The following is a 12,940-nucleotide window of genomic DNA, read 5'->3' on the forward strand; positions in this document are numbered from 1 at the left end:
GATGGGTGGGATGGCCATAATCAGCCTAGCCATCCTGCTGATAATTATTTTAGCGATTGCAGCTTTGATAAAATACCTATTCAGTTCACCACAACATAAATAATTTAATGTCGCTGCTTACGTCTAACGAGGTGATGCAGGTATTTCCGTGCACAGCCGGGCCATCACCAAAGGCTGGGGCGGCACGATGACCACCTTCAAAGGTAATCAGATCGGTCGGCGGATCGCGCTTGGCAGCGTGGTCGGTCTTGGAGTGGCGATGGCGTTCGTCATCATCGATCCCGATGCCCTTGATGCTCTGGCGCATTTACTTGGTTGGAACCACCACGGCAAATTGACGACTACCACCGATTCCGCGATCCCGCCCGGTGCGCCGATCGGCGGGCAGTTCACCCTGACCAACCAGTTCAACCGGACGATGACCCCAGCGAGTTTTCACGGGCGCTGGATGCTGGTCTATTTCGGCTATACGCGCTGCCCGGATGAGTGCCCTCTGACACTCGAAAAAATGGCGATCATGATGAACTCGCTCGGGAAGCTCGCCAAACATGTTGCTCCTGTCTTTATCACCGTCGATCCAACCCATGATACGCCGGCAGTATTGAGAACATATCTACCCAAATTCAGCGACACGATCATCGGTCTTACCGGCAAGGTTCCGGAGATCGCCAAGGTCGCCAAGGAATACGATGCCTATTTCAACACGACCGACCACGAAGCCTCTGGTCAAAGCCTGATCAGTCATTCGACTTTCATCTATCTGATGGCACCGAACGGAAAGTTCGAGAATCTGTTCCCGGTGTCGATCACAGTGCCGCAACTCGTCCAGGTCATGAAAAAGGCGATTTCCCAATGACCCTGTCGCCATCCTCACGGCGTGGTTTTCTTACCCTCGCAGCTTCCGGCGCGGCGCTTGGCCTGCCACGATCCGGGGCAGCAGCCATCCAGAGCGCCCCGCCGCTCTATATCACCACGCCGAAGCCGTTGCCGGCCTTCAACTTCTCCGACGCATCAGGTCACCCCCTCACGCTCGCCGATTTCCTCGGCAAATTCGTGCTGCTGAACATCTGGGCGACTTGGTGCATCCCCTGCCGCAAGGAAATGCCCACCTTGGATCAGTTGCAAGTAAAGCTTGGTGGTCCGCATTTCGAAGTGGTGCCGGTTTCGATTGATACCGAGGGACTCGCAGCGGTCAGGAAATTTTATACGGAGATCAAAATCAAGCATCTCGGCATTTTTCTTGACCCGAGCGGCAGCGCGATGCAGGTCCTCAACCTCGAAGGCCTGCCGACAAGTTTTCTGATCGACCCGAATGGCAACCAGATCGGTCGTAAGACTGGCGTCGTGGCCTGGGACAGTCCTTCGGTGATCAGATTTTTGAAACACAAGATATCATGAGCGAGATCATAACTGACGAAAGGCAGTGCCCAATTAGGGCGGGCGAGCTGCATGCGGATACGGTTGATTCCGGGCATGTGATTAATCTTTTTTGGCCTGATCTCTGGCCTAGATGTCCATCTCTGGCCCGTCTCGGCCTTTGCTCGGTGTGCGGCTAGGCTGTCGCGAGACAACGGCCTCCTTTGTAGGTCTCCGCGCCATTGTGGGCTGCTTGGCGCGTTCTGCGGCTTGGTTGGCCTGCCGCAACCCCGACAGGTCTGCACCAGCCAGGGCCGCGCTGAGATTGGCGGTTCTCAACCCAGACAGATCGACGCCGACCAGCCTCTCCCGAAGCTCAACAGCCCAATCACGGGCCTTGTCGAGCGCCTGAGCACCCCACTCCCGCACCTGCTGCCACACCCCTTGCCGCTCCTCGTTCCTGCCCTGCGCGGCCCGCATTTGGTCGCCGCGGTCGGTCTGGACGCCCCGCCGTTCCATCGCGGCCGCCGCCCCCAACTTCGGCTGCGGCTCGCGATCCAGGTCCTGCGCACGCCTCTCCGCTAGCAGGCGTTCAGGCTCGGGCCGAGCCTGGTCCTGCGACATCTCAAGCGCGACCTCGCGCTGAGCGGTCAGGCTCCGATGATCAACGCGCTCCGGGATATGCGCCCGCTCCAATGCCCGGTTGGTGTGCGCTGCCCAGCCCTCTCGCAGATCCACCAGCGGGCTTTTATCCTTCACGAAACCCTTCCCGTCCTTGGTGGCAAAATCAGGGTTCCACTCACGTGCCTTGTTGCCAAAACTCTCGCCCTCGATGCGGCGCATGGTCAGCATGATGTGGGCGTGAGGTTGCTTCTCGCCGTCGCTGGCGCGCGGCTCGTGAACAGCGATGTCGGCTACCATCCCGTAGTCAACGCATCGCTCTTTCACGAAGTTCCGCACGAGGTTGATTTGCTCTTCCCGTGAAAGCTCGCGGGGAAGAGAGAGCTCAACATCGCGGAATAGCTGCGCGTCCTTCCGCTTTTCCGCCACCTCGACGCCGTTCCACAATTTCGAGCGATCACGCATCCAGGTAGGCGCGTTCTCGGGAGCCATGATCTCCCGATGAACCACGCCTTGCTTTTTGGTGTAATCATGCGTGTTACCGTCGCGCTCGTTCGTCAGGCATTCGCCCGAACGATACGCCGATGCCGCAACCGATGACCGGCCACCACTACGCCCAACGACTTTCACGCTGGCATGATAAATTGCCACAGACAGCCTCACACGCACTAAAGGGGTGCAGGGGGAACCCCTGCCGGGCACATTGCGAAGCAATGTATAAGCGCGCACTTCGTGTATTGTCCAGTTTGCAGACTATCGATAAAGTGGCACTATCTCTGATTGAGGAAACATGAAATGGCAAAGACTATCGACCAGCAGATTGCCGATGCAGAGGCCCGTCTTGCGCGGTTACGCGAGAAATCTCGGAAGAAAGAAACTCGTCACAAGATTATCGTTGGTGCCCTCGTTTTGTCCGAAGCATCGAAGGACGCAAAAATTGCCGCGTGGCTGCTAAAGCAGATTGACGCCAAAGTGACACGCGACGTGGACAAAACCGATATCGCTCCCGTCGTCGATGATCTGAGGAAGGTGGCAGCAAGCCAGAATCATCAAGCGGCCTCGGTAGAGGCCGCGCATGAGTGACCCCGTTATAGAACTGGTCGAAACTCTCAAGGCTGTTCGCCTCGAAGTTGCCGCTATCAGTCAGAAGATAGATACCAAAGCAGCGACACCCGCCCAACTGGCAGAGCTTGCCAAGGCAGTTAAGGCAGCAAACCCTACAGATCTCGCCTCTGCCATCGAAACTGCCGCTGTGCAGGCAGGACGGACAATCGCGACCGCTGTTCGTACAGAAAGCACAAAATTGAGTACTACCGCGACCAATCTCGCCAGCCATGAAACCAGTCTGAAGGAAGCCATCGAAAACATTGCCGCAACCGGAGAGGCTATCAGGAAAGCGAGCTTCTGGCTCAATTTCCGCGCCATTATGGTTCTGGCCGTGGCTGTGCTCCTGGTGGGTGGCGGAAGTTTCCTCTCCTTGGCATGGCAGCGACATGAGAGGGTCAGCCTCAGAACCCAGGAGATCGCCCTGCGCGCCCAAATCCAGACCGACAAGGCCAACCTAGCGGCTCTAAAGGCCAAGGGAGGCAACATTCATCTGGGCGAGTGCGGCCCGGAAAATCGGCTCTGCGTCCAGGTCTCCCCTGATCAGCTTGGCCCAAACAGGGCTCATGCGATGACGTGGTACGATGCTCACAAACCGCTCGGACCGCACTATGTCATCGTTGCCGGGCACTAGGGGCGGCAGATAGCTGCTCTACCCCTCTTGGGGTCAACCTTCCTCCTAGAAGCGCCCTAGGAGGCCGCCAGGAGCCTCCTGCGCCCTCCCCTCCCCCTTTTCCCCTAAGCAATGCTTCCCTGGCCACCAGCGCCGCCCTAGAGGCCCAGAGCGAGCGCAGAGCGGGAGCGCCGTAGGCCGCCGCGTAGCGGCGTCTGGGCTAGACGACATCGCGTCAAATCACGGCCCTGAGGGCCGCCTGATCAGCCAGTCCGCACAGGTGGGTCCACCGGGATGGCTTCGCGTCGCCAGCCGCCCATAGGGGGCGCTCCGCTACGCATCCCCGTGGACTACCTGCACGGCAGGCAGCCCCCTTCGGGGGTGCTCCTCTAGATCATAGAAAGGGTCGAAAAAAAATCATTGTATATCAATTACTTAATAGGGGGGGGTAGCCCACCAGCTATGGGCTACCCCTAGCCCACCAGCTATGGGCTAGGTTTGGATGAAATTTGTCTATTTAGTGTTGAATTTCATCCACGCTTACGCTATTCAACATGGATAAAATCTGTCCATTTTCGGATGGATAATGCCCAATTTTGGGCTAGGGGTAGCCCATGAAGCAAAAGCAACTCGGATTGACCACCGAGCCCGGCGGAACTTGGGTGCAAGTCGAGCGCGCCGCTATGGAGCGTTGGTCCAAGCTCGCCGTTTCAAACTCTCGGGCAGCAGCCGTGATGATGCTCATCACCTCCCAAATGGGAAGGCACAACGCTCTGGTGGTTTCTCAAGCCACATTGGCGAAGATGGCAGGCTGTGGATTGAACACCCTAAAGAGAGCTTTAGGGGTTTTGAGGGATGGCAACTGGATCGAAGTTCGCCAGATCGGCCCGACAGGCACCGCCTGCGCCTACATCGTCAACGATCGCGTAGCTTGGTCCGGTAGCCGGGATGGCATCCGCTACAGCCTATTCTCGGCGGCAGTGCTGGTCTCGGATGCCGAACAACCAGACCAGTCCGAGCTTGGCGCACAACCATCCCTAGAGCGTATCCCGACCATGCATCCTGGCGAGCGCCAGCTACCCACTGGTCCCGGCCTCGACCCGCCCACACAGCCGCCGCTGATGGGATTAGAGCCTGACCTACCAGCCCGCGTGAAAGAGCCACATGGGCCACCTGATTGAGCCACTTGAGCCATGCTGAGCCAGCGGCGAGCCGCCCAAGCCTGGGGGATATCCAGAGCCACCCTACAGCGGGCCGTATCCAGCGGAAAACTTAGTGTTTTACCTGATGGGACGATTGATCCGGCAGAGATGCTTCGTGCCTTTGGCGAAGCCAAGGGTGGCCCGGTGGGCCACCCCAATGAGCCACTTGGGCCACCCATGGGCCGGGGGGATGATGTGGCTTTTCAGGCCGAAATCCAGGTGCTCAAAGCGCAGATCGAGGCCAAGGAGGCTCTGCTCTCCGCCAAGGATCGGCACATCGAGGATTTGAGCCAGGCGCTCCGGCTGCTCGCTGGCCCGCCAGCGCCGGCACTACAGCCGTCTCTGCTAGCCAGGCTATTTTTTCGTCCAAAGCCGCCCCGTTCGTGATAGGATCGACACCATGAGCACATCGACCCTCTATGATCGCGATTTCTACGCCTGGGCGAATGAACAGGCCGGGCTTCTGCGTGAAGGAAAACTGACGCAGGCCGACATTGAACACATCGCCGAGGAGATCGAGAGCATGGGTAAATCCGAGAAGCGCGAATTGGTCAGCCGACTGACTATCTTGCTTCTCCATCTGATCAAGTGGCAATTCCAAGCTCCAAAGCGCAGCAAAAGCTGGCAAAATAGCGTCGAAGTCCAGCGAATCAGCCTAGACTCGCACTTGCGCGACAATCCCAGCCTCAAATCCGTCTTGGATAGCTCAATTTCCGAAGCTTACCGGGTGGCACGCCTGGAAGCTGAAAACGAAACCGGCATCGACAAGAATACTTTTCCGGTGACCTGCCCCTGGTCATTCGACCAAATGATAGCAGAAGACTTCTGGCCGGAAGCCTAAAAGGACGGGTAGCGTCAGTGCTTTCCATAATTCTCGATTCTGATGTCTTCTTTACCTTACCTCTACGGTAAGGTTTAGGCTTTTTTTATTTTCACCAATCGAGAAGTATAAAAATATCATGAAACGTCGCACCATCTCCGCTATCCTCGGCAGTTTGTGTTCTGGCCTCCTCACCCTCCTTGGCCTTGGCTCGAGACAGGCTGCTGCACAACTGCCGAGTGATAGTGGCCCATCTGGCGGAATGATGGGGTCAAACATGCCCCACATGGACATGCAGGGGATGATGTCCCGCGGTAATATGATGGGACCCATGAAGCTCGGTATGAAACTGTTCGAGCGCCATGCCGAAATCACGCGCGCCACGGACTACATGCCAAACGGCATTATTGACACCACGGTCTCGAACAATCCGACAACCGCTCATCTTATCCAGGCGCATGTGATCGAAATGTATAACCGCCTCGATGAGAGGCGACCGTTCCCCTACCCGATGAGCAACAGTGTCCCAGCCATGTTCGCTAATAGCACGAAATACCAACGATCTTATAAGCTCTTACCAACCGGGATTCAGGTCACCGAAACCTCGGACGATCCAGAAATGGTAAAAGTAATCTATGCTCATGCCCGAGAATTGGACCGCTTTGCGAAAGACGGCATGCCAGCGATGATGCGTGGCATGATGAAATAAGAAGATTGAACCGATGATGCACCCCGGTATGATGAACGGCTGGATGATGGGTGGGATGGCCATAATCAGCCTAGCCATCCTGCTGATAATTATTTTAGCGATTGCAGCTTTGATAAAATACCTATTCAGTTCACCACAACATAAATAATTTAATGTCGCTGCTTACGTCTAACGAGGTGATGCAGGTATTTCCGTGCACAGCCGGGCCATCACCAAAGGCTGGGGCGGCACGATGACCACCTTCAAAGGTAATCAGATCGGTCGGCGGATCGCGCTTGGCAGCGTGGTCGGTCTTGGAGTGGCGATGGCGTTCGTCATCATCGATCCCGATGCCCTTGATGCTCTGGCGCATTTACTTGGTTGGAACCACCACGGCAAATTGACGACTACCACCGATTCCGCGATCCCGCCCGGTGCGCCGATCGGCGGGCAGTTCACCCTGACCAACCAGTTCAACCGGACGATGACCCCAGCGAGTTTTCACGGGCGCTGGATGCTGGTCTATTTCGGCTATACGCGCTGCCCGGATGAGTGCCCTCTGACACTCGAAAAAATGGCGATCATGATGAACTCGCTCGGGAAGCTCGCCAAACATGTTGCTCCTGTCTTTATCACCGTCGATCCAACCCATGATACGCCGGCAGTATTGAGAACATATCTACCCAAATTCAGCGACACGATCATCGGTCTTACCGGCAAGGTTCCGGAGATCGCCAAGGTCGCCAAGGAATACGATGCCTATTTCAACACGACCGACCACGAAGCCTCTGGTCAAAGCCTGATCAGTCATTCGACTTTCATCTATCTGATGGCACCGAACGGAAAGTTCGAGAATCTGTTCCCGGTGTCGATCACAGTGCCGCAACTCGTCCAGGTCATGAAAAAGGCGATTTCCCAATGACCCTGTCGCCATCCTCACGGCGTGGTTTTCTTACCCTCGCAGCTTCCGGCGCGGCGCTTGGCCTGCCACGATCCGGGGCAGCAGCCATCCAGAGCGCCCCGCCGCTCTATATCACCACGCCGAAGCCGTTGCCGGCCTTCAACTTCTCCGACGCATCAGGTCACCCCCTCACGCTCGCCGATTTCCTCGGCAAATTCGTGCTGCTGAACATCTGGGCGACTTGGTGCATCCCCTGCCGCAAGGAAATGCCCACCTTGGATCAGTTGCAAGTAAAGCTTGGTGGTCCGCATTTCGAAGTGGTGCCGGTTTCGATTGATACCGAGGGACTCGCAGCGGTCAGGAAATTTTATACGGAGATCAAAATCAAGCATCTCGGCATTTTTCTTGACCCGAGCGGCAGCGCGATGCAGGTCCTCAACCTCGAAGGCCTGCCGACAAGTTTTCTGATCGACCCGAATGGCAACCAGATCGGTCGTAAGACTGGCGTCGTGGCCTGGGACAGTCCTTCGGTGATCAGATTTTTGAAACACAAGATATCATGAGCGAGATCATAACTGACGAAAGGCAGTGCCCAATTAGGGCGGGCGAGCTGCATGCGGATACGGTTGATTCCGGGCATGTGATTAATCTTTTTTGGCCTGATCTCTGGCCTAGATGTCCATCTCTGGCCCGTCTCGGCCTTTGCTCGGTGTGCGGCTAGGCTGTCGCGAGACAACGGCCTCCTTTGTAGGTCTCCGCGCCATTGTGGGCTGCTTGGCGCGTTCTGCGGCTTGGTTGGCCTGCCGCAACCCCGACAGGTCTGCACCAGCCAGGGCCGCGCTGAGATTGGCGGTTCTCAACCCAGACAGATCGACGCCGACCAGCCTCTCCCGAAGCTCAACAGCCCAATCACGGGCCTTGTCGAGCGCCTGAGCACCCCACTCCCGCACCTGCTGCCACACCCCTTGCCGCTCCTCGTTCCTGCCCTGCGCGGCCCGCATTTGGTCGCCGCGGTCGGTCTGGACGCCCCGCCGTTCCATCGCGGCCGCCGCCCCCAACTTCGGCTGCGGCTCGCGATCCAGGTCCTGCGCACGCCTCTCCGCTAGCAGGCGTTCAGGCTCGGGCCGAGCCTGGTCCTGCGACATCTCAAGCGCGACCTCGCGCTGAGCGGTCAGGCTCCGATGATCAACGCGCTCCGGGATATGCGCCCGCTCCAATGCCCGGTTGGTGTGCGCTGCCCAGCCCTCTCGCAGATCCACCAGCGGGCTTTTATCCTTCACGAAACCCTTCCCGTCCTTGGTGGCAAAATCAGGGTTCCACTCACGTGCCTTGTTGCCAAAACTCTCGCCCTCGATGCGGCGCATGGTCAGCATGATGTGGGCGTGAGGTTGCTTCTCGCCGTCGCTGGCGCGCGGCTCGTGAACAGCGATGTCGGCTACCATCCCGTAGTCAACGCATCGCTCTTTCACGAAGTTCCGCACGAGGTTGATTTGCTCTTCCCGTGAAAGCTCGCGGGGAAGAGAGAGCTCAACATCGCGGAATAGCTGCGCGTCCTTCCGCTTTTCCGCCACCTCGACGCCGTTCCACAATTTCGAGCGATCACGCATCCAGGTAGGCGCGTTCTCGGGAGCCATGATCTCCCGATGAACCACGCCTTGCTTTTTGGTGTAATCATGCGTGTTACCGTCGCGCTCGTTCGTCAGGCATTCGCCCGAACGATACGCCGATGCCGCAACCGATGACCGGCCACCACTACGCCCAACGACTTTCACGCTGGCATGATAAATTGCCACAGACAGCCTCACACGCACTAAAGGGGTGCAGGGGGAACCCCTGCCGGGCACATTGCGAAGCAATGTATAAGCGCGCACTTCGTGTATTGTCCAGTTTGCAGACTATCGATAAAGTGGCACTATCTCTGATTGAGGAAACATGAAATGGCAAAGACTATCGACCAGCAGATTGCCGATGCAGAGGCCCGTCTTGCGCGGTTACGCGAGAAATCTCGGAAGAAAGAAACTCGTCACAAGATTATCGTTGGTGCCCTCGTTTTGTCCGAAGCATCGAAGGACGCAAAAATTGCCGCGTGGCTGCTAAAGCAGATTGACGCCAAAGTGACACGCGACGTGGACAAAACCGATATCGCTCCCGTCGTCGATGATCTGAGGAAGGTGGCAGCAAGCCAGAATCATCAAGCGGCCTCGGTAGAGGCCGCGCATGAGTGACCCCGTTATAGAACTGGTCGAAACTCTCAAGGCTGTTCGCCTCGAAGTTGCCGCTATCAGTCAGAAGATAGATACCAAAGCAGCGACACCCGCCCAACTGGCAGAGCTTGCCAAGGCAGTTAAGGCAGCAAACCCTACAGATCTCGCCTCTGCCATCGAAACTGCCGCTGTGCAGGCAGGACGGACAATCGCGACCGCTGTTCGTACAGAAAGCACAAAATTGAGTACTACCGCGACCAATCTCGCCAGCCATGAAACCAGTCTGAAGGAAGCCATCGAAAACATTGCCGCAACCGGAGAGGCTATCAGGAAAGCGAGCTTCTGGCTCAATTTCCGCGCCATTATGGTTCTGGCCGTGGCTGTGCTCCTGGTGGGTGGCGGAAGTTTCCTCTCCTTGGCATGGCAGCGACATGAGAGGGTCAGCCTCAGAACCCAGGAGATCGCCCTGCGCGCCCAAATCCAGACCGACAAGGCCAACCTAGCGGCTCTAAAGGCCAAGGGAGGCAACATTCATCTGGGCGAGTGCGGCCCGGAAAATCGGCTCTGCGTCCAGGTCTCCCCTGATCAGCTTGGCCCAAACAGGGCTCATGCGATGACGTGGTACGATGCTCACAAACCGCTCGGACCGCACTATGTCATCGTTGCCGGGCACTAGGGGCGGCAGATAGCTGCTCTACCCCTCTTGGGGTCAACCTTCCTCCTAGAAGCGCCCTAGGAGGCCGCCAGGAGCCTCCTGCGCCCTCCCCTCCCCCTTTTCCCCTAAGCAATGCTTCCCTGGCCACCAGCGCCGCCCTAGAGGCCCAGAGCGAGCGCAGAGCGGGAGCGCCGTAGGCCGCCGCGTAGCGGCGTCTGGGCTAGACGACATCGCGTCAAATCACGGCCCTGAGGGCCGCCTGATCAGCCAGTCCGCACAGGTGGGTCCACCGGGATGGCTTCGCGTCGCCAGCCGCCCATAGGGGGCGCTCCGCTACGCATCCCCGTGGACTACCTGCACGGCAGGCAGCCCCCTTCGGGGGTGCTCCTCTAGATCATAGAAAGGGTCGAAAAAAAATCATTGTATATCAATTACTTAATAGGGGGGGGTAGCCCACCAGCTATGGGCTACCCCTAGCCCACCAGCTATGGGCTAGGTTTGGATGAAATTTGTCTATTTAGTGTTGAATTTCATCCACGCTTACGCTATTCAACATGGATAAAATCTGTCCATTTTCGGATGGATAATGCCCAATTTTGGGCTAGGGGTAGCCCATGAAGCAAAAGCAACTCGGATTGACCACCGAGCCCGGCGGAACTTGGGTGCAAGTCGAGCGCGCCGCTATGGAGCGTTGGTCCAAGCTCGCCGTTTCAAACTCTCGGGCAGCAGCCGTGATGATGCTCATCACCTCCCAAATGGGAAGGCACAACGCTCTGGTGGTTTCTCAAGCCACATTGGCGAAGATGGCAGGCTGTGGATTGAACACCCTAAAGAGAGCTTTAGGGGTTTTGAGGGATGGCAACTGGATCGAAGTTCGCCAGATCGGCCCGACAGGCACCGCCTGCGCCTACATCGTCAACGATCGCGTAGCTTGGTCCGGTAGCCGGGATGGCATCCGCTACAGCCTATTCTCGGCGGCAGTGCTGGTCTCGGATGCCGAACAACCAGACCAGTCCGAGCTTGGCGCACAACCATCCCTAGAGCGTATCCCGACCATGCATCCTGGCGAGCGCCAGCTACCCACTGGTCCCGGCCTCGACCCGCCCACACAGCCGCCGCTGATGGGATTAGAGCCTGACCTACCAGCCCGCGTGAAAGAGCCACATGGGCCACCTGATTGAGCCACTTGAGCCATGCTGAGCCAGCGGCGAGCCGCCCAAGCCTGGGGGATATCCAGAGCCACCCTACAGCGGGCCGTATCCAGCGGAAAACTTAGTGTTTTACCTGATGGGACGATTGATCCGGCAGAGATGCTTCGTGCCTTTGGCGAAGCCAAGGGTGGCCCGGTGGGCCACCCCAATGAGCCACTTGGGCCACCCATGGGCCGGGGGGATGATGTGGCTTTTCAGGCCGAAATCCAGGTGCTCAAAGCGCAGATCGAGGCCAAGGAGGCTCTGCTCTCCGCCAAGGATCGGCACATCGAGGATTTGAGCCAGGCGCTCCGGCTGCTCGCTGGCCCGCCAGCGCCGGCACTACAGCCGTCTCTGCTAGCCAGGCTATTTTTTCGTCCAAAGCCGCCCCGTTCGTGATAGGATCGACACCATGAGCACATCGACCCTCTATGATCGCGATTTCTACGCCTGGGCGAATGAACAGGCCGGGCTTCTGCGTGAAGGAAAACTGACGCAGGCCGACATTGAACACATCGCCGAGGAGATCGAGAGCATGGGTAAATCCGAGAAGCGCGAATTGGTCAGCCGACTGACTATCTTGCTTCTCCATCTGATCAAGTGGCAATTCCAAGCTCCAAAGCGCAGCAAAAGCTGGCAAAATAGCGTCGAAGTCCAGCGAATCAGCCTAGACTCGCACTTGCGCGACAATCCCAGCCTCAAATCCGTCTTGGATAGCTCAATTTCCGAAGCTTACCGGGTGGCACGCCTGGAAGCTGAAAACGAAACCGGCATCGACAAGAATACTTTTCCGGTGACCTGCCCCTGGTCATTCGACCAAATGATAGCAGAAGACTTCTGGCCGGAAGCCTAAAAGGACGGGTAGCGTCAGTGCTTTCCATAATTCTCGATTCTGATGTCTTCTTTACCTTACCTCTACGGTAAGGTTTAGGCTTTTTTTATTTTCACCAATCGAGAAGTATAAAAATATCATGAAACGTCGCACCATCTCCGCTATCCTCGGCAGTTTGTGTTCTGGCCTCCTCACCCTCCTTGGCCTTGGCTCGAGACAGGCTGCTGCACAACTGCCGAGTGATAGTGGCCCATCTGGCGGAATGATGGGGTCAAACATGCCCCACATGGACATGCAGGGGATGATGTCCCGCGGTAATATGATGGGACCCATGAAGCTCGGTATGAAACTGTTCGAGCGCCATGCCGAAATCACGCGCGCCACGGACTACATGCCAAACGGCATTATTGACACCACGGTCTCGAACAATCCGACAACCGCTCATCTTATCCAGGCGCATGTGATCGAAATGTATAACCGCCTCGATGAGAGGCGACCGTTCCCCTACCCGATGAGCAACAGTGTCCCAGCCATGTTCGCTAATAGCACGAAATACCAACGATCTTATAAGCTCTTACCAACCGGGATTCAGGTCACCGAAACCTCGGACGATCCAGAAATGGTAAAAGTAATCTATGCTCATGCCCGAGAATTGGACCGCTTTGCGAAAGACGGCATGCCAGCGATGATGCGTGGCATGATGAAATAAGAAGATTGAACCGATGATGCACCCCGGTATGATGAACGGCTGGAT

The 12,940-nt window shown here is 57.2% G+C and carries 18 protein-coding genes; 16 read left to right on the forward strand and 2 right to left on the reverse strand.

Going from position 1 to position 12,940, the window contains the following annotated elements; all coding sequences use genetic code 11:
• Window positions 1-148 precede the first annotated feature (148 nt).
• Entirely contained in the window at window positions 149-856 is a 708-nt protein-coding gene (locus tag SIL87_RS02520; protein ID WP_319612691.1) for an SCO family protein, read from the forward strand.
• Complete coding sequence (locus SIL87_RS02525) at window positions 853-1,398, forward strand: TlpA family protein disulfide reductase (protein ID WP_319612692.1); 546 nt, start codon at window positions 853-855, stop codon at window positions 1,396-1,398. The genes SIL87_RS02520 and SIL87_RS02525 overlap by 4 nt, the downstream gene beginning before the upstream one ends.
• Window positions 1,399-1,506: 108 nt before the next feature.
• Here the strand turns inward: SIL87_RS02525 and mobQ (SIL87_RS02530) are convergent, their stop codons facing one another.
• Entirely contained in the window at window positions 1,507-2,628 is a 1,122-nt protein-coding gene (mobQ, locus tag SIL87_RS02530; RefSeq protein ID WP_319612693.1) for a MobQ family relaxase, read from the reverse strand.
• Between the two features lie 144 nt (window positions 2,629-2,772).
• On the opposite strand from mobQ (SIL87_RS02530), the gene SIL87_RS02535 reads away from it, so the two are divergent.
• The 8 genes from SIL87_RS02535 (at window position 2,773) to SIL87_RS02570 (ending at window position 7,868) form a co-directional block, all read left to right on the forward strand.
• Window positions 2,773-3,060, forward strand: a complete 288-nt coding sequence (locus SIL87_RS02535) for a hypothetical protein (RefSeq protein WP_319612694.1) — start codon at window positions 2,773-2,775, stop codon at window positions 3,058-3,060.
• Window positions 3,053-3,715: a hypothetical protein gene (locus SIL87_RS02540; RefSeq protein WP_319612695.1), complete on the forward strand. Its 663-nt coding sequence runs from the start codon at window positions 3,053-3,055 to the stop codon at window positions 3,713-3,715. Before SIL87_RS02535 ends, SIL87_RS02540 begins: the two co-directional genes overlap by 8 nt.
• 593 nt (window positions 3,716-4,308) lie before the next feature.
• On the forward strand, window positions 4,309-4,875 hold the full coding sequence (locus SIL87_RS02545; RefSeq protein ID WP_211477367.1) for a replication/maintenance protein RepL: 567 nt from the start codon (window positions 4,309-4,311) through the stop codon (window positions 4,873-4,875).
• A 12-nt stretch (window positions 4,876-4,887) separates the two neighbouring features.
• Window positions 4,888-5,283 carry a helix-turn-helix domain-containing protein gene (locus tag SIL87_RS02550; RefSeq protein WP_319612696.1) on the forward strand — a complete coding sequence of 132 codons (396 nt, stop codon included), beginning with the start codon at window positions 4,888-4,890 and terminating at the stop codon, window positions 5,281-5,283.
• 13 nt (window positions 5,284-5,296) lie between these two features.
• The gene (locus SIL87_RS02555) at window positions 5,297-5,737 is read left to right on the forward strand and encodes a DUF29 domain-containing protein (RefSeq protein ID WP_319612697.1); all 441 of its coding nucleotides are present in this window, start codon (window positions 5,297-5,299) and stop codon (window positions 5,735-5,737) included.
• A gap of 118 nt (window positions 5,738-5,855) precedes the next feature.
• Window positions 5,856-6,425 (forward strand): hypothetical protein, encoded by a 570-nt coding sequence (locus tag SIL87_RS02560; RefSeq protein WP_319612698.1) that lies wholly within the window; start codon window positions 5,856-5,858, stop codon window positions 6,423-6,425.
• A 193-nt stretch (window positions 6,426-6,618) separates the two neighbouring features.
• Entirely contained in the window at window positions 6,619-7,326 is a 708-nt protein-coding gene (locus SIL87_RS02565) for an SCO family protein (protein ID WP_319612691.1), read from the forward strand.
• A complete protein-coding gene (locus tag SIL87_RS02570) occupies window positions 7,323-7,868 on the forward strand; it encodes a TlpA family protein disulfide reductase (protein WP_319612692.1) in 546 nt (181 codons plus the stop codon). The genes SIL87_RS02565 and SIL87_RS02570 overlap by 4 nt, the downstream gene beginning before the upstream one ends.
• A gap of 108 nt (window positions 7,869-7,976) precedes the next feature.
• Here the strand turns inward: SIL87_RS02570 and mobQ (SIL87_RS02575) are convergent, their stop codons facing one another.
• Window positions 7,977-9,098: a MobQ family relaxase gene (mobQ, locus tag SIL87_RS02575; RefSeq protein ID WP_319612693.1), complete on the reverse strand. Its 1,122-nt coding sequence runs from the start codon at window positions 9,096-9,098 to the stop codon at window positions 7,977-7,979.
• A 144-nt stretch (window positions 9,099-9,242) separates the two neighbouring features.
• Here mobQ (SIL87_RS02575) and SIL87_RS02580 point away from each other — a divergent pair, with 144 nt between their 5' ends.
• From SIL87_RS02580 to SIL87_RS02605, 6 genes are all read left to right on the forward strand, one after another.
• Complete coding sequence (locus SIL87_RS02580; RefSeq protein WP_319612694.1) at window positions 9,243-9,530, forward strand: hypothetical protein; 288 nt, start codon at window positions 9,243-9,245, stop codon at window positions 9,528-9,530.
• Complete coding sequence (locus tag SIL87_RS02585) at window positions 9,523-10,185, forward strand: hypothetical protein (RefSeq protein WP_319612695.1); 663 nt, start codon at window positions 9,523-9,525, stop codon at window positions 10,183-10,185. The genes SIL87_RS02580 and SIL87_RS02585 overlap by 8 nt, the downstream gene beginning before the upstream one ends.
• A 593-nt stretch (window positions 10,186-10,778) precedes the next feature.
• Window positions 10,779-11,345 carry a replication/maintenance protein RepL gene (locus SIL87_RS02590; RefSeq protein ID WP_211477367.1) on the forward strand — a complete coding sequence of 189 codons (567 nt, stop codon included), beginning with the start codon at window positions 10,779-10,781 and terminating at the stop codon, window positions 11,343-11,345.
• A 12-nt stretch (window positions 11,346-11,357) separates the two neighbouring features.
• Complete coding sequence (locus tag SIL87_RS02595; RefSeq protein WP_319612696.1) at window positions 11,358-11,753, forward strand: helix-turn-helix domain-containing protein; 396 nt, start codon at window positions 11,358-11,360, stop codon at window positions 11,751-11,753.
• A gap of 13 nt (window positions 11,754-11,766) precedes the next feature.
• The gene (locus tag SIL87_RS02600) at window positions 11,767-12,207 is read left to right on the forward strand and encodes a DUF29 domain-containing protein (RefSeq protein ID WP_319612697.1); all 441 of its coding nucleotides are present in this window, start codon (window positions 11,767-11,769) and stop codon (window positions 12,205-12,207) included.
• Between the two features lie 118 nt (window positions 12,208-12,325).
• A complete protein-coding gene (locus tag SIL87_RS02605; protein WP_319612698.1) occupies window positions 12,326-12,895 on the forward strand; it encodes a hypothetical protein in 570 nt (189 codons plus the stop codon).
• The last annotated feature ends 45 nt before the right edge of the window (window positions 12,896-12,940 follow it).

The organism is Acidiphilium acidophilum, from assembly GCF_033842475.1.
GTDB lineage: Bacteria > Pseudomonadota > Alphaproteobacteria > Acetobacterales > Acetobacteraceae > Acidiphilium > Acidiphilium acidophilum.